The organism is Variovorax dokdonensis, assembly GCF_030316895.1.
GTDB lineage: Bacteria > Pseudomonadota > Gammaproteobacteria > Burkholderiales > Burkholderiaceae_C > Variovorax > Variovorax dokdonensis.
The window spans coordinates 619517-636221 of the sequence record NZ_JASZYV010000003.1; the positions used below are offsets into that span (position 1 = coordinate 619517).

The window sequence follows — 16705 nt, forward strand, 5'->3', positions numbered from 1 at the left end:
CCCGCCCCGCACCTTCGCGAAAGCAAGGCGATGAGCATCACGCTGCGACAACGGATCGACGGATGGTTCCTGTCGCGCCGGCCCCCTTCGGACCGCCTGCAGTTGATGCAGAACAACGTCTACATCGTCCCCACACGGGCGGGCTGGATGCTGGCCGCCACCGTGCTGGTGCTGCTCGTCGCATCGATCAACTATCAGCTCAACCTCGGCTATCTGCTGACCTTCCTGCTGGCCGGCAGCGTGGCGGCAGGCATGCACATCTGCCATGGCACGTTGCGCGGGCTGGCGCTGCACCTGCTGCCGCCGGAGCCGCAGTTCGCCGGCGCGGCGGCCATCTTGCGGGTCGTGCTGGACAACGACCGGCGCTCGCCACGCTGGGGCATCGGCGTGGCCGTCCGCCAAGGCGACGCGCGCCAATGGGCATGGTGCGACGTGCCCGCGTTGGGCAGCGCGACGATCGAGGTGGCCTTTCGACCCGAGCGTCGCGGCCTGCACCCAGTGCCGCCGCTGGTGGTGGAAACGCGTTTTCCGCTCGGAACGTTTCGCGTGTGGACGGTCTGGCGCCCTGCGGCCAAGGTGCTGGTGTACCCGGCGCCCGAGGCTCATCCGCCGCCGCTGCCGCCCGGTGAACCCCGCACCGACACGCAGGTCGGCGCAAATGCCCGCATCAATTCGCAAGCCGGCGAGTTCGATGGCGTGCGCGCCTATCGGCGTGGCGACCCGCTCAAGATGTTGGCATGGAAGCAGGTCGCGCGCGCCATGGCGGCCGGCTCCGACGATCTCTACAGCCGCGACGCGCAGCAAGTCCGACAAAGCGAGCTTTGGCTGGACGCGCAGCATGCCGGCCTGCCTTCGCACGAGGCGCGGCTGTCTCGGCTGACGGCATGGGTCCTGATGGCTGACCGCCTGGGCACCGACTACGGACTGCGCGTGGCGGGCCGGCAGGTCTCGCCCAGCCAGGGCGAGGCGCACAAGCGCCAATGCCTCGAGATGCTCGCCACATGCTGAAGCTGCCACGCCCATCGAGCCTGCCCCGGGAAGCGCGGGACACGCTCTTCCTGCTGGCGGTCATTGGCGTCATCGTCATGCCGCAGGTGCCCAATCTGCCGATCTGGTGCAGCGTGCTCACGGGGCTGATTTTGTTGTGGCGGGCGCGCCTGGCCCTGCGTGGCCAGCCGCTGCCTGGGCGCATCGTGCGCATCACCCTGCTGCTGGCTGCGCTGGGCGCCACCGCGCTGACCTTCCGGACCCTGCTCGGGCGGGACGCGGGTGTGACGCTGGTGGTGCTGCTGCTGGCCATGAAGACGCTGGAGATGCGTGCGCGGCGCGATGCCTTCGTCATCTTCTTCCTGGGCTTCTTCGCGATGCTCACGAACTTCTTCTACTCGCAGTCGCTGCCGACGGCACTGGCCATGCTGGTCGCGTTGCTCGGCCTGCTGACGGCACTCGTCAATGCCCACATGCCGGTGGGGCGTCCGCCGCTGATGCTGGCGGCTCGGATGGCCGGACGGATGGCATTGCTGGGGGCCCCGATCATGTTCGCGCTGTTCGTCCTGTTTCCGCGCGTCGCGCCGCTCTGGGGCATGCCCAGCGATGCGATGGCCGGGCGATCCGGCCTGGGCGGCGAGATGCGCGTCGGCTCAGTCACCGAACTGGCGCTGGACGACGGGATCGCCGCGCGGGTGAAATTCGCCGACGACCGCGTTCCACCGCAGCGAGACCTGTACTTTCGCGGCCCCGTGCTCAGCCGGTTCGACGGACGCGAGTGGCGCGCCCTGCCCGATTACCTGGCCAGCCGCGTGCCGGCAAACATTCAAGTCCAGGGGGCACCGATCGATTACGAAGTGACGCTGGAACCCAGCCACCGGCCTTGGCTGCTCACCCTGGACGTCACGCCCGCCAGGCCGGAAGGTCCGCCCGACCTGCAGGTCCGCCAGACCAGCGAACTGCAATGGGTGTCGCTGCAGCCAGTGCGCGAACTGCTGCGCTACAGCGTGCGCAGCTATCCCCAGTTTCGCAGCGGCCCCATCGGCTTCGACCCCAACCTCGGCATCTACACGCAACTGCCGCCACAGGCCGACCCGCGAACGCGCGAGATGGCACAGCAGATGCGCGCCGAGCCGGGCCTGGCCCAGGACAACGCGGCCTTCGTCCGCGCCGCGCTCGCGCGCCTGCGCACCGGCGGCTACAGCTACACGCTCGAGCCTGGCGTCTACGGCCAGCACACGGCCGACGAGTTCTGGTTCGACCGCAAGGCGGGCTTTTGCGAACACATCGCCTCCGCGTTCGCGGTCCTGATGCGCTCGGCCGGCATTCCGGCGCGCATCGTCACCGGCTACCAGGGCGGCGACCGCAACCCCATGGACGGCGTCTGGACCCTGCGTCACCGCGACGCCCACGCCTGGACCGAGGTCTGGCTGGCTGGCCAGGGCTGGGTGCGCGTCGACCCGACCGGCGCCATCTCGCCCGACCGTGTCGGCGCCTTCAGGCGCCTGAGCGCGCCCGAAGGCGTGTTCGCCGGCGCGGTCAATGCCATCGATCCCGGCCTGATGCTGAACCTGCGCGGCGCCTGGGAGGCCGTGAACAATCGCTGGAACCAGTGGGTGCTCAACTACACCCAAGGCCGCCAGATGGACCTGATGCGCAAGCTCGGCATTTCGGCCCCCAGCATGCAGGACCTGATGGTGCTGCTGCTTTCGCTCGTCGTTCTCGCCAGCCTGGCCGGAGCCCTATGGACGCTGTGGGAGCGCCACCGCCAGGACCCGTGGCTGCGCCTCCTGGCGCGCGCCCGCCGGCAACTGCAGCGCGCCGGCCTCGATACGACCGATGCGACGACGCCGCGCGAAATGGCTGCCCTCGTCAGACAGCGGTTCGGCGATGGCGACGCCAGGGCCATCGCGCTGTCCGACTGGCTGCTGCAGCTCGAAGCGCAGCGCTACGCGCCGGTCTCCCATGGCTCGCTGGCGATGTTGCGGGCCCAATGGCGCGGGTTGCCTTCGCTGGCTTGAGTGCAACGGGCTGTCACGCCGGGCGCGGCCATGGCGCCGGGAACGGCACAATGAAACGATGCGTCGTCGCGATCTCAATTTCCTTCCCCTCGCCCTGGCCGCGCTCGAGCTGACCAGCCCCGTCAGCGCCTGGGCACAGGGCAAACGTTCACCCAACCGCTCGCGCGCCGAAGCCGCGCCCATCTACTACGCCGGCCGCGCCGATGCCATGGATCTGGCCGACCAGATCGCCATCCGCAATCGCCTCGACCGCATGTGGGTGCGCGACATGATCGGCCAGGCGCGTTTCCTGACCAACGTGCCCCGGCTCATGCTGCCGCGCGGGGGCGGCGGTGGGGGGCGTCGCCGCAACTGGCAAGCCTATCGGCAGCGCTTCGTCGAGCCCATCCGCATCAATGCCGGCGCCGAGTTCTGGCGCACCCACGCTGCGACGCTCTCGCGCGCCGAGCGCGACTTCGGCGTGCCGCCCGAGATCGTGGTGGGCATCATCGGCGTGGAGACTATCTACGGCCGCATCATGGGCAACTTCCGCGTGATCGATGCCCTGGCCACCCTGTCCTTCGACTTTCCCCTGGAGCACCCACGCGCCGACCAGCGCATCGCCTATTTTCGCGGCGAGCTCGAAAGCTTCCTGACGGCCGCCAGCCGCCAGGGCGACAGCCCGCTCGATCCCCTGGGCAGCTACGCGGGCGCCATGGGCATGCCGCAGTTCATGCCGAGCAGCATCGACAAGTACGCGGTGGACTACGACGGCAACGGGCACATCGACCTCGCCGGCAGCCCGGTGGACGCCATCGGCTCGGTGGCCAACTACTTCAAGGGCTATGGCTGGCAGGCCGGGCAGCCGTCGTTCTTTCCCGCCAGCGTGGACGAGACCAACCCGCTGATGCCGACGCTCCTCGCGCCGGACATCGTCCCCAGCTTCAGCGCCGACAGCATCAGCGCCGCCGGCGTCGAACTGCCGCCGGTCGCCAAGCGCTACGGCGGTCTGCTGGCGCTGATCGAATTGCAGAACGGAAGCGCGCCCACCACCTTCGTGGCCGGCACGCAGAATTTCTACGTCATCACCCGCTACAACTGGAGCAGCTTCTACGCGATGTCGGTGCTGGATCTGGGGCAGGAAGTGAAGGCGGCGCTGTCGCTCTAGGCACCGCCGCGGCCGTTCAGGCCACGCCGAAGCTCGACCTCCCCACCACCTTCGCCGACGCATCCAGCACCACGGCCTCGCCCATCGAGGTCGACTCACCCGTCAAGGCGGTGATGTTGACCTGGTGCGTGACCCACACTTCGAAACGACCGGGCGCGATTGACCGCAGGCGCGCCAGCAATTGCGGCCTGGCCTGCTGCGCCTGCTCGCCCCGACCGAAGCTGGAGTCCAGCGCGGGCCAGGGCTCCTGTTGGCCGAACGCCAGCGTGGCGGTGTCGATGCAGCGGCACCACGCGCTGGAAAGCACGGCAGAAGGCTTCAGCGCCCTCGTCTCGAACCACCGACCGATCGCGGCGGACTGCTCGCGACCTGCGGCACTCAGGTTGCGTTGCGTCCGGCATTGGCCGATGACGAACTCCGGCGGGTCGCCCACGCCGGGGTCGGTTCGTGAATGGCGCAGCATGACGGCGCATCCGCCGGCCCGAAGACGCGCAGCCAGCTCGGCGTCGGTGGTCGGCGCCTGCGCCGCCGCGCCTTGCGCAGACAGCAAGCCCAGCATCAACCCGCCGAAGCGACGGCGATCCAGGCGGTGCAGTGCGATATGGTGTGGGTCGTTCATCGGCGCAGCGTAACAACGCCGCGCCGACCTCCATGGCAACAGGGGCGCTCGGGTCCGGGCACTCGGCCCCGAGCTGCTTCATGCCGTCAGCGCACGCGGCCTTCCTTCCACGCCGTCAGCAGCTTGTTGTAGTCCACGGTCTCGCCCTTGGGCTTTTCGTTGGCCAGCTTCTTCCAGGGCGCGTGCTGGTCGCTCAGCCACTTGGCCGGGTCGCTCTTCGGGTTGAGCTTGGGCGGGCACTTGGCCATGCCGGCGCGTTCGAGCCGCGCCATCACCTGGTCCATCTCCTCGGCGAGGTTGTCCATGGCCTTCTGCGGTGTCTTCTCGCCGGTGACCGCCTCGGCCACGTTCTTCCACCACAGCTGCGCCAGCTTGGGATAGTCGGGCACGTTGGTGCCGGTGGGCGACCAGGCCACGCGCGCCGGGCTGCGGTAGAACTCGACCAGGCCGCCCAGCTTGGGCGCCAGGTCGGTCATCGCCTTGCTCTGGATGTCCGATTCGCGGATCGGCGTGAGGCCGACGATGGTCTTCTTCAGCGAGGTGGTCTTGGCGGTGATGAACTGGGCGTACAGCCAGGCGGCCGCTGTCTTGTTCTCGTCATGCGCAGCGAAGAAGGTCCACGAGCCGACGTCCTGGTAGCCGTTCTGCATGCCCTGCTTCCAGTAGGGCCCGTTGGGGCCGGGCGCCATGCGCCACTTGGGCGTTCCGTCGCTGTTGACCACCGGCAGGCCAGGCTTGGTCATGTCGGCCGTGAAGGCGGTGTACCAGAAGATCTGCTGCGCGATCTGCCCCTGCGCCGGCACCGGGCCGGCCTCGCCGAAAGTCATCCCGGTGGCTTCCTTGGGCGCGTACTTCTTCATCCAGTCGACGTACTTCGTGAGCGCGTAAACGGCCGCTGGCGAGTTGGTGCCGCCCCCGCGCGAGACCGAGGCGCCCACCGGCGTGCACTTGTCGTCCGCCACGCGGATGCCCCACTCGTCCACCGGCAGTCCGTTGGGGTTGCCGATGTCGGCCTCGCCGGCCATCGAGAGCCACGCATCGGTGAAGCGCCAGCCCAGCGACGGGTCTTTCTTGCCGTAGTCCATGTGGCCGTAGATGGGCTTGCCATCGAGCGTCTTCACGTCGTTGGTGAAGAACTCGGCGATGTCCTCGTAGGCGCTCCAGTTCAGCGGCACGCCCAGCTCATAGCCGTACTTGGCCTTGAACTTGTCCTTCAGGTCCTGGCGGGCGAACAGGTCGGCACGGAACCAGTAGAGGTTGGCGAACTGCTGGTCCGGCAACTGGTAGAGCTTGCCGTCGGGCGCGGTGGTGAACTTGGTGCCAATGAAGTCCGCGAGATCGAGCCCCGGATTGGTGTACTCCTTGCCCTTGCCTGCCATGTAGTCGGTCAGGCTCATGATCTTGCCGTAGCGGTAGTGCGTGCCGATCAGGTCGGAATCGGAGATCCACCCGTCGTAGATCGAGCGGCCCGACTGCATCGAGGTCTGCAGCTTCTCGACCACGTCGCCTTCCTGGATCAGGTCGTGCTTGACCTTGATGCCGGTGATCTCCTCGAATGCCCTGGCGAGCGTCTTCGATTCGTACTCATGGGTGGTGATGGTTTCGGAGACCACCGAGATCTCGTTGACGCCCTTGGCCTTGAGCTTGGCCGCGGCGTCGATGAACCATTTCATTTCCGCCGCCTGCTGCTCCTTGGACAGGGTGGATGGCTGGAACTCGCTGTCGATCCACTTCTTGGCCTCGGCCTCGCCGGCCGATGCCGCCTGGGCGGCGCACAGGGCCGCGGCCAAGGCCAGTGCGTTGTAACGCATCCTCATCGCTTGTCTCCTCTTTGCGCACCGCCCCGATTTCGTGGCATTCGACCGCGGCCCAGGGGCGGCATAAGGGCCGGATTGGAAAGAACCTTGCAGGGGAGTCAGCCCTTGCGCATGACCAGCACCAGCACCGCCATCGAGATGACGAAGCTGATCCAGACCGACGGCTCGGCATCGAGCGAAAGCATGTCCTGCAGCCATCCGCCCATGCCGACGAAGGCGAGATTGATGTAGGCGGCCAGCAGCAGGCCGATGAAGAGGCGATCGCCACGCGTGGTGGCGATGGGCAGCCAACCACGACGCAAGGTCGTCGGCGAGCGAAGCTCCCAGATCGTCATGCCGACCAGCAGCAAGGCGATGCAGCAGAAGAACACGGCCACCGGGGTGGTCCAGACCATCCAGTTGAACATCACACCCTCCCCATGGCAAAGCCCTTGGCGATGTAGTGCCGCACGAACCAGATGACGATGGCGCCCGGCACGATGGTGAGCACGCCCGCAGCGGCGAGCGTGGCCCAGTCCATGCCCGATGCGCTCACCGTGCGCGTCATGGTGGCGACGATGGGCTTGGCATCCACGCTGGTCAGCGTGCGCGCCAGAAGCAGTTCGACCCAGCTGAACATGAAGCAGAAGAAAGCCGCCACGCCCACCCCCGCCTTGATGAGCGGCAGGAAGATGGTGACGAAGAAGCGCGGGAAGGAGTAGCCGTCGATGTAGGCCGTCTCGTCGATCTCGCGCGGGATGCCGCTCATGAAGCCTTCGAGAATCCACACCGCCAGCGGCACGTTGAACACCAGATGCGCCAGCGCCACGCCCAGGTGCGTGTCCATCAGGCCCACGGTCGCGTAGAGCTGGAAGAACGGCAGCAGGAACACCGCGGGCGGCGTCATTCGGTTCGTCAGCAGCCAGAAGAACACATGCTTGTCGCCCAGGAAGGTGTAGCGCGAGAACGCATAGGCGGCCGGCAGGGCGACGGTCAGCGAGATCACGGTGTTGATCGCCACGTAGATCAGGCTGTTGATGTAGCCCGAGTACCACGACTCATCGGTGAAGATGCGCGCGTAGTTCTCCCAGGTGAACTCGGCCGGAAAGAACGAGAAGCTCGACAGGATCTCGCTGTTGGTCTTGAAGCTCATGTTGACCATCCAGTAGATGGGCAGCAGCGCGAAGACAAGGTAGAGCAGCAGGAAGATGCTGCGCTTGCGAAAGCGGCGTGCGTCGTTCATTCCCGTGGCTCCTTCGCATCGTGGGTGCCGACCCGCTGCATCCAGTTGTAGAGCACGAAGCACAGCAGCAGGATGATGAGAAAGTAGATGAGCGAGAAGGCAGCCGCAGGCCCCAGGTCGAACTGGCCGACGGCCTTCTGGGTGAGGTACTGGCTCAGGAAGGTGGTGGCATTGCCAGGCCCGCCACCGGTGAGCACGAAGGGCTCGGTGTAGATCATGAAGCTGTCCATGAAGCGCAGCAACACGGCGATCATCAGCACGCCGCGCAGCTTGGGCAGCTGGATGTAGCGGAACATGGCGAAGCGGCTCGCACCGTCGATGCGCGCGGCCTGGTAGTACGCATCGGGGATCGAGCGCAGCCCGGCAAAGCACAGCAGCGCGACCAGCGGCGTCCAATGCCACACGTCCATCACCAGCACGGTGAGCCAGGCATCGCGCGCATTGCCGGTGTAGTTGTATTCGATGCCCATGCTTTGCAGCGCATAGCCGAGCAGCCCGATGTCGGCGCGGCCGTAGATCTGCCAGATGGTGCCCACGACGTTCCACGGAATGAGCAGCGAAAGCGCCACGATGACCAGCACCGCCGACGCCTTCCACCCCGTTGCCGGCATCGACAGCGCCAGACCGATGCCCAGCGGAATCTCGACGGCCAGCACCGCCAGGGAGAAGCCCAGTTGCCGCAGAAGAGCGGCATGCAGCTCGTCGTCGCGCATCACCGAAGCGAACCATTCGGTGCCGACGAACACGCGGCGCTCGGGCGAGATGATGTCCTGCACCGAATAGTTCACCACCGTCATCAGCGGCAGCACCGCCGAGAAGGCCACGCAGATGAGCACCGGCAGCACCAGCAGCCACGCTTTCTGGTTGACTGGCTTGTAGGTCGTGTTCATGTCTTGCTCCCTCCTTCAGGCCACCAGCTTCTCGTCCTGGTAGAAGCAGGTATTGAGATCGATCACCCGCAGCCAGACCGTCTCCCCCACCGCCGGCTGCGCGGTGCCGTTGGGCAGCCGCGCCTTGAGGGTCGCGCCTTGCGCCTGTGCGGTCAGCAGGATGCAGGTGCCGATGTCCTGCTCGGCCAGCACGGTGGCAGGCACTGCGCCGGGATCGCCCTCGTCGACCAGCTTCAGGTGCTCGGGCCGGATGCCCACCTTCAGCTCGCCTTCGGGCAGCGATTGCGGTGTTGTCAGGTCCACCCCGCCCAGGTGAAGATGACCGCGCCGGCTGTCGGCGGGCATGAAGTTCATGCCCGGCGAGCCGATGAAGTGGCCCACGAAGGTGTGCTCCGGCCGCTGGAACAAGGCCTCGGCGGTGCCCACCTGCACCGCGCGGCCGCGCGACATCACCACCACCTCGTCGGCGAAGGTGAGCGCCTCGACCTGGTCGTGCGTCACGTAGATCAGCGTGAGCTTGAGCTCGCGATGGATCTCCTTGAGCTTGCGCCGAAGCTGCCACTTGAGATGCGGATCGATCACCGTCAGCGGTTCGTCGAACAGCACTGCCGAGACGTCTTCGCGCACCAGGCCGCGCCCGAGCGAGATCTTCTGCTTCGCATCGGCCGACAACCCGGCCGCGCGCTGATCGAGCTGCCCCGTGAGTTCGAGCATGTCGGCGATGCGCGCAACGCGCTCTCGAATGCGTGCCGCCGGCACCCCGCGATTGCGCAGCGGGAACGCCAGGTTCTGCGCCACCGTCATCGTGTCGTAGATCACCGGAAACTGGAACACCTGCGCGATGTTGCGCTGCTGCGGCGTCTGGCGCGTCACGTCCTGCCCATCGAACTTCACGCTGCCCTGCGACGGCGTGAGCAAGCCGGAGATGATGTTGAGCATCGTCGTCTTGCCGCAGCCCGACGGCCCCAGCAGCGCGTAGGCGCCGCCGTCGGAAAAGCTCATCTTCAAGGGCAGCAGCGCGTAGTCGCTGTCGGCTTTCGGGTCGGACCGATAAGCATGCGCGAGATCGAGGTCGATGCGGGCCATGGCTTGTTCATCCTTGCGTTTTGCGCGAGTGCGGCGCGAGCACCAGATCGCCCGCCGCGTCGAACACATGAAGCTGGGACAGGTTGAATCGCAGCACGAGCAGTTCGCCCAGCGCGAAGCGATGCACGCCTGTCAACTGGGCGACCAGCTCACCCGCCGGGCTCTCCAGGTGGACGAAGGTGTCGGAGCCGGCGATCTCCGCCAGCACGATGCGCGCAGCCAACTCGACACCCCCGGGTTCGGCGGCATGCCCCGCGCCGACGGTCAACGCGCTCGCGCGCAGCCCCACCGTCACGTCGCCCTGCACTTCGGGCGGCAAGTCCAAGGGCAGCGCCAGTCCGCCGCCAAGCTGCACGCCGGCGCTGCTGGCCTTGCCGGGCAGCAGGTTCATCGGCGGGTCGCTGAACGCGCGTGCCACCCGCAGCGAGCGCGGCGCATGAAAGACCTCGGCCGTCGGCCCGTACTGCAGCAGTTCGCCCGCGTCGAGCACCGCCGTGTGTCCGCCCAGCAGCAAGGCTTCGCCCGGCTCGGTGGTCGCATAGATGACCGTCGATTCGCCCGCGGCGAAGATCTGTGCCAGCTCCTCGCGAAGCTCTTCGCGAAGCTTGTAGTCGAGGTTGACCAGCGGCTCGTCGAGCAGCATCAGGGGCGCGTTCTTCGCCAGAGCGCGCGCCAGGGCAACGCGCTGCTGCTGGCCGCCCGACAGCTCGGACGGATAGCGGTCGAGAAAGGCGCTGATGTGCAGCTTGTCGGCAAGTTCATTGACCTGCTCGTCCACATGCCTGGCGCCCCGCAGGCGCAGCGGCGAGGCGATGTTGCGCGCCACCGTGAGCGATGGGTAGTTGATGAACTGCTGATACACCATGGCCACGTTGCGCTCGCGCACGGGCACGCCGGTCACGTCCTTGCCGTCGACGAGCACGCGACCGCTGCTGGGCGCATCGAGCCCCGCCATCAGCCGCATCAGGCTGGTCTTGCCCGACTGCGTGGCGCCCAGCAAAACGGTCACCGCGCCGGGTCGCGGCGCGATGCTCATCTCGTACAACCAGGTCTGGGCACCCACTTTCTTCGTGACGCGCTCTAGGCTCAGCTGCAAGGCGGACCTCCTTGTGTCGTTGTTGACTACCTACCGTGGCGCCGGATGCGCCTCCATCCATCGTTCGATCTGACCGCAGGCTTCGCGGGGCAGGCTCAGGCCCAGCTTGGAGCGGCGCCACAGCACGTCCTGGCCGCTCACCGCCCATTCTTCATCTTGCAGATAGCGCAGTTCGCGCTCGTAGACGCCGGGCGCCACTTGCTCACCCAGGTCCTGCAGCGACTGCGCGTCGCCCAGCACCCGCTCGATGCGCGCACCATAGGCCCGCGCCAGGCGCCGCGCCAGCGCTTCGCCCAGCCACGGGTGGCGCGCGTGCAGCGCTTCGACGAAACGGTCGAAGTCGGTATCGGGCCGATCGGCGGCGCCGATCCAGCCGGACAGGTCGCCCCCGGCCAGGAAAGCGCCTTCGGTCCAGGCCGGGCGCGCTTCGCCGAGCATGCGACCCACCTCGTCGGCCGCATCCTCGGCCAGCTTGCGGAAGGTGGTGATCTTGCCGCCCCACACCGACAGCAGCGGGGCACCGTCGCGCTGGCTTTCGAGCATGTAGTCGCGCGTGACGGCGGATGGGTCGCCCGACGCATCGTCGAGCAAGGGGCGCACGCCCGAATAGGTCCACACCACGTCCTCGGGCCGGATGGGCTTTTCGAAGTAGCGGCTGGCCTGCGTGCACAGGTATTGCACTTCCTCTTCGGCGATGCGCGCCGCGCCCGGGTCGTCGCCTTCCAGCTCGATGTCGGTGGTGCCGATCAGGGTGAACTTTTCCTGGTACGGAATGGCAAAGATGATTCGCTTGTCCGGGTTCTGGAAGATGTAGGCGTGGTCATGCTCGAACACGCGCGGCACGACGATGTGGCTGCCCTTGACGAGCCGAAGGCTGCGCGTCGCCAGCGTCTCGGCCGCCGACGGGCGCGCGACCTGGCGCAGGAACGACTCGGCCCACGGCCCCGCGGCATTGACCAGCGCGCGGGCGCGCACCGCCTGGCGCACGCCGTCCGGTCCTTCGAGCACTGCGCTCCAGCCCTGCGCGTCGCGCCGCGCCTCCACGCAGCGCGTGCGCGTGAGCACCTGCGCACCGCGCTCGCGTGCGTCGATGGCATTGAGCACCACCAGGCGCGCATCGTCCACCCAGCCATCCGAATAGACGAAACCCCGCCGGTACTGCCCCTTGAGCGGCACGCCCGCTTCATGCGCACGCAGGTCGATGCCGCGCGAACCCGGCAGCACCTCGCGCCGGGCCAGGTGGTCGTACATGAACAGGCCGATGCGGATCATCCAGGCCGGCCGCATGGCCGGGTCGTGCGGCATGACGAAGCGCAGCGGCCACATGATGTGCGGGGCGCTCTTGAGCAGCACCTCGCGCTCCTGCAACGCCTTGCGCACCAGCGAGAACTCGTAGTACTCCAGATAGCGCAGCCCGCCGTGGATCAGCTTGGTGGACGACGAGGACGTGTGCGACGCCAGATCGTCCTTCTCGGCCAACAGCACCCGCCAGCCGCGCCCGGCCAGGTCGCGAGCGATGCCGCAGCCGTTGATGCCACCGCCCACCACCAGCACGTCCACCTCCTGCACTGCCGAGGATTGCGGCACCTGCGAGGCGGGCGAAGGGTTCGAAGAAATGGTCGTTATGGGAACTGCGCTCATTGCGTGAAAGCCTAGCTGCCGAACATTTCAAGGCGACGCATCGGCCGTCTTGGTTCGCTCTGATTCATTTTGATTCGCTCATTTTCCATTTTGCATGGCGTTTTCCCTCGGTTGCATTCGGTTTCTTTCGTTTTAAAGTTTCCACCATTGACGCGGCCGCCCCAGGCCGCTACCCACGCGCCGCCTCATGGCCCTTGCGAATTCGAATCCTCGACAGATCAACCTGCTCGACACGGTGCGCCAGCGCGGCGCCATCAGCGTCGAGGAGCTGGCCGACATGCTCGGCGTGACGCTGCAGACCGTGCGGCGCGATGTTCAGCGCCTGGCCGACGCCGGCCTGCTCACCCGCTTCCATGGCGGCGTGCGCGTGCCCTCCTCCACCACCGAGAACATCGGCTACCAGCAGCGCGAGACGCTGCACGCCGAGGGCAAGGCCCGGATCGCGCAAGCGGTGGCGGCCAAGGTGCCCGACGGCAGCTCGCTGATCCTCAACATCGGCACCACCACCGAAGCGGTGGCCAAGGCGCTGCTGCGCCACCGGGGCCTGCGCGTGATCACCAACAACCTGAACGTCGCCAACATCCTGTGCGCCAACGCGCAGTGCGAGGTGATCGTGGCCGGCGGCACCGTGCGGGCGCGCGACCGCGCCATCGTCGGCGAGCCGACGGTGGACTTCATGCGGCAGTTCAAGGTCGACATCGCGGTGATCGGCATCTCGGGCATCGAGGCGGACGGCTCGCTGCGCGACTTCGACCTGCGCGAGGTGAAGGTGGCCCAGACCATCATTTCGCAGGCGCGCGAGGTCTGGCTCGCCGCCGACGCGAGCAAGTTCAACCGACCGGCGATGGTGCAACTGGCCGAGCTGTCGCAGATCGACTGCCTGTTCACCGACGCGCCGCCGCCACCGCCTTTTCCGGAACTTCTGGAGCAGGCCCAAGTCCGTCTTGAAATCGCCAATCCATGACCTATCTCCTCGCCCTCGACCAAGGCACCTCCAGTTCGCGCAGCATCGTCTTCGATGCCGACGGCCGCATCGTGGCCATGGCCCAGCGCGAGCTGACGCAGCATTACCCCCAACCCGGCTGGGTCGAGCACGATCCGATCGAGATCTGGGAAAGCCAGCTCGCCACCGCGCGCGAAGCGCTGGCCAACGCCAAGCTCGAGACCAAGGACATCCGCGCCATCGGCATCACCAACCAGCGCGAAACCACGCTGGTCTGGAACCGCAAGACCGGCAGGCCGGTGCACCATGCCATCGTCTGGCAGGACCGCCGCGCCGAGCCGCTTTGCGCCCAGCTGCGCGCGGAAGGCCTGGCCGACACCATCCGCGACAAGACGGGGTTGGTGGTCGACGCCTACTTCTCGGCCACCAAGCTGCGCTGGCTGCTCGACAACGTGCCTGGCGTGCGCGCCCAGGCAGAGGCCGGCGAGCTGGCCTTCGGCACGGTGGACAGCTGGCTCATCTGGCAATTCACGGCCGGCAAGGTGCACGTGACCGACGTGACCAACGCATCGCGCACCATGCTCTTCAACGTGCATGACAACCGCTGGGACGAAGAGCTGCTGGAGGCGCTTCGCATTCCCGCCGCGCTGATGCCGCAGGTGCAGCCGTCGAGCAGCCACTTTGCCGACATCGATGCCCATCTGCTGGGCGGTTCTCTGCCCATTGGCGGCGTGGCCGGCGACCAGCAGAGCGCGATGGTGGGCCAGGCCTGCCTGAAGGCCGGCATGGCCAAGAACACCTACGGCACCGGCTGCTTCCTGCTGCTGCACACGGGCGCGGAGTTCCAGCCCTCGAACAACGGCCTGCTCGTCACCAGCGCGGCGCAGTTCGACGCCACGCCGCAATACGCGATGGAAGGCAGCGTCTTCGTCGGCGGCGCGGTCGTTCAGTGGCTGCGCGACGGGCTCAAGGCCATTCCCGGCAGCGCGCAGGTGCAAGGCCTGGCCGAAAGCGTGCCCGATGCCGGCGGCGTGATGATGGTGCCGGCCTTCACCGGCCTGGGCGCGCCTTACTGGAATGCCGAGGCACGCGGCACCATCACCGGTCTGACGCGCGGCACCACGGTGGCCCACATCGCCCGCGCGGCGCTGGAAAGCATTGCCTACCAGAGCGCCGCCCTGCTCGGTGCGATGAGCCGCGACACCCTGGCCGCTGGCGGCACGCCGGTGTCCGAACTGCGTGTGGACGGCGGCGCCAGTGTCAACGACATGCTGATGCAGTTCCAGGCCGACCTGCTGGGCATTCCGGTGGTGCGGCCGCAGGTCACCGAAACCACCGCGCTGGGCGCCGCCTACCTCGCCGGCCTGTTCTGCGGCGTGTACAAGAGCACGGCGCAACTGGCTTCGCAGTGGCAGGAGGAACGTCGCTTCGTGCCCACCTGGAGCAAGGCCCGGTCGGACGAAGCCATGGCGCGCTGGGAGCGCGCGGTGCGACAGGCCACGGCCACCTGACCGAAGCGGCGCCATGCAGGCTGATCGACCGCCACGCCTTGCGCGCCGAACCTTCCTCCAGATGCTGGCGGCCGGCGTCGTGCCCGCCGCTACGGCGCCCGTGCTGGCACAGACAAGCGCGCCGCTGACACGCGCCATTCCCGCCAGCGGCGAACGCGTGCCGCTCATCGGCCTGGGCACCTGGATCACTTTCAACGTCGGCGCCGATCCGGCGGCGCGCCAGTCGTGCGCCGACGTGATGCGCGCCTTCTTCGATGCCGGCGGACGCATGATCGATTCGTCGCCCATGTACGGCTCGTCGCAGTCCGTCGTCGGCGAAGGCCTGTCGCGCATCGGGCGCACGGGCGATGTGTTCTCCGCCGACAAGGTGTGGATCGGCGACGGGCGACGCGGCCCCGCGCAGATCGAAGAGTCGCGCAGCAACTGGCAAGTGCCGCGCTTCGACCTGCTCCAGGTGCACAACCTGCTCGCGTGGGAAGACCACCTGCCGCAACTCTTCGCGATGAAGGCAGCGGGCCGGCTGCGCTACGTGGGCATCACCACGTCGGAGGGCCGACGGCATCGCGAGTTCGAATCGGTGATGGCCGGCCACCCCATCGACTTCGTGCAGGTCAGCTACAACCTGCTCGATCGCGAGGTGGAGTCGCGCATCCTTCCGCTGGCGCGCGAGCGGCGCATTGCGGTCATCGTCAATCGGCCGTTTCGCCAAGGCGCCCTGCTGCGCGCCTTGCAGCGCCAACCGTTGCCGGCGTGGGCGGCAGAGATCGGCTGCGACAGCTGGGCGCAGGTGGCGCTGAAGTTCGTCGTTTCGCACCCCGACGTGACCTGCGCCATTCCCGCGACCAGCCGCGTGGACCATGTGCGGCAGAACATGGCCGCCGCGCGCGGCCCGCTGCCGGATGCGGCAATGCGAAAACGCATGGCCGACCACGTGCGTTCGCTCTGACCGGCGCAAGGAATACGCAATGGGCGAGTGGTGGAGCGAATGGTCCAGCTACCGGCCTTCGGACTTCCTGCTGTTCTCGGCACGCACCTACCAGCGCATGTTCGAGTCGTACAACGCGCAGGTCTGGCCGGTGCATGTGCTGGCCCTGGCACTGGGGCTCGGCGTGTTGACGGCGCTGGCACTGCGCAGGCCGTCCGTCTCGCTCACGGCGCGAGTGGCATTCGCGTCGCTCGGGGTAGCCTGGCTCTGGATGGCCTGGGCCTTCCATTGGCAGCGCTATGCGCAGATCAACTGGGCCGCCACCTGGTTTGCGGCGGGCTTTGCGGTGCAAGGCGCGTTGATGCTCGTGGCCGCATCGTTCGAATGGCAGCGGCACGACGGGGCGCGAGGCTGGGCCGGCTTGATGCTGCTCGGCTTCGCGATCGTGGTCCAGCCGTGGTTGACGCTCGCCTTGACCGACCGTCCCTGGACCGAAGCCGAGCTCTTCGGGCTCGCGCCCGATCCGACGGCAATCGGCACGGTGGGCTTGTTGCTGGCGATGCGGCTTTCGGCGCGGTCAGCAGGGGTTCGCATGGTGGGCCTGCTGCTCTGGCCCATGGCGCTGACGTGGTGCCTGATCGGCGGCATGACTCGATGGACGCTGTGCGCGGCTTGTCACGCATAGGCAACGCGCCAGCAGGCCTTTTGTAAATAAGAATTCCTCTCATATACTCCATCGCTGGCCGTGACGGCCAATGAACGAGCCAGCGAGATCGCCGCGCCGCGCGCGCCGAATCCAG

General features: G+C 67.4%; 15 protein-coding genes. 7 read left to right on the forward strand and 8 right to left on the reverse strand.

Going from position 1 to position 16705, the window contains the following annotated elements; translation table 11 throughout:
• Positions 1-30 precede the first annotated feature (30 nt).
• From QTH91_RS16635 to mltB, 3 genes are read left to right on the forward strand one after another with little or no spacing between them, the layout of a single operon-like run.
• Entirely contained in the window at positions 31-1008 is a 978-nt protein-coding gene (locus tag QTH91_RS16635) for a DUF58 domain-containing protein (RefSeq protein ID WP_286661207.1), read from the forward strand.
• A complete protein-coding gene (locus tag QTH91_RS16640) occupies positions 1002-3008 on the forward strand; it encodes a transglutaminase TgpA family protein (protein ID WP_286661208.1) in 2007 nt (668 codons plus the stop codon). Before QTH91_RS16635 ends, QTH91_RS16640 begins: the two co-directional genes overlap by 7 nt.
• Positions 3009-3066: 58 nt before the next feature.
• Entirely contained in the window at positions 3067-4155 is a 1089-nt protein-coding gene (gene mltB, locus QTH91_RS16645; RefSeq protein ID WP_286661209.1) for a lytic murein transglycosylase B, read from the forward strand.
• Between the two features lie 16 nt (positions 4156-4171).
• Here the strand turns inward: mltB and QTH91_RS16650 are convergent, their stop codons facing one another.
• The 8 genes from QTH91_RS16650 to glpD form a co-directional block, all read right to left on the reverse strand.
• Positions 4172-4774, reverse strand: coding sequence for a histidine phosphatase family protein (locus QTH91_RS16650; RefSeq protein ID WP_286661210.1), 603 nt, complete (start codon positions 4772-4774; stop codon positions 4172-4174).
• Between the two features lie 86 nt (positions 4775-4860).
• A complete protein-coding gene (locus QTH91_RS16655; protein WP_286661211.1) occupies positions 4861-6591 on the reverse strand; it encodes an ABC transporter substrate-binding protein in 1731 nt (576 codons plus the stop codon).
• A 98-nt stretch (positions 6592-6689) separates the two neighbouring features.
• The gene (locus tag QTH91_RS16660) at positions 6690-6998 is read right to left on the reverse strand and encodes a DUF2160 domain-containing protein (RefSeq protein WP_286661212.1); all 309 of its coding nucleotides are present in this window, start codon (positions 6996-6998) and stop codon (positions 6690-6692) included.
• On the reverse strand, positions 6998-7813 hold the full coding sequence (locus QTH91_RS16665) for a carbohydrate ABC transporter permease (RefSeq protein WP_286661213.1): 816 nt from the start codon (positions 7811-7813) through the stop codon (positions 6998-7000). Before QTH91_RS16665 ends, QTH91_RS16660 begins: the two co-directional genes overlap by 1 nt.
• Entirely contained in the window at positions 7810-8703 is an 894-nt protein-coding gene (locus QTH91_RS16670; RefSeq protein WP_286661214.1) for a carbohydrate ABC transporter permease, read from the reverse strand. Before QTH91_RS16670 ends, QTH91_RS16665 begins: the two co-directional genes overlap by 4 nt.
• A gap of 15 nt (positions 8704-8718) precedes the next feature.
• On the reverse strand, positions 8719-9789 hold the full coding sequence (locus QTH91_RS16675; protein WP_286661215.1) for an ABC transporter ATP-binding protein: 1071 nt from the start codon (positions 9787-9789) through the stop codon (positions 8719-8721).
• A gap of 7 nt (positions 9790-9796) precedes the next feature.
• Complete coding sequence (locus QTH91_RS16680) at positions 9797-10885, reverse strand: ABC transporter ATP-binding protein (protein WP_286661216.1); 1089 nt, start codon at positions 10883-10885, stop codon at positions 9797-9799.
• A 30-nt stretch (positions 10886-10915) separates the two neighbouring features.
• Positions 10916-12526 (reverse strand): glycerol-3-phosphate dehydrogenase, encoded by a 1611-nt coding sequence (gene glpD / locus QTH91_RS16685; protein ID WP_286661217.1) that lies wholly within the window; start codon positions 12524-12526, stop codon positions 10916-10918.
• A 187-nt stretch (positions 12527-12713) separates the two neighbouring features.
• Between glpD and QTH91_RS16690 the strand changes: the two genes are divergently transcribed.
• Genes QTH91_RS16690 through QTH91_RS16705 form a run of 4 tightly spaced genes read left to right on the forward strand, consistent with a single transcriptional unit; the run spans position 12714 to position 16590 of the window.
• Positions 12714-13490: a DeoR/GlpR family DNA-binding transcription regulator gene (locus tag QTH91_RS16690; RefSeq protein ID WP_286661218.1), complete on the forward strand. Its 777-nt coding sequence runs from the start codon at positions 12714-12716 to the stop codon at positions 13488-13490.
• Positions 13487-14980, forward strand: a complete 1494-nt coding sequence (gene glpK, locus QTH91_RS16695) for a glycerol kinase GlpK (protein ID WP_286661219.1) — start codon at positions 13487-13489, stop codon at positions 14978-14980. Before QTH91_RS16690 ends, glpK begins: the two co-directional genes overlap by 4 nt.
• 13 nt (positions 14981-14993) lie before the next feature.
• Positions 14994-15926, forward strand: coding sequence for an aldo/keto reductase (locus QTH91_RS16700; RefSeq protein WP_286661220.1), 933 nt, complete (start codon positions 14994-14996; stop codon positions 15924-15926).
• 19 nt (positions 15927-15945) lie between these two features.
• Positions 15946-16590 (forward strand): DUF6064 family protein, encoded by a 645-nt coding sequence (locus QTH91_RS16705; protein ID WP_286661221.1) that lies wholly within the window; start codon positions 15946-15948, stop codon positions 16588-16590.
• Positions 16591-16705 lie beyond the last annotated feature (115 nt).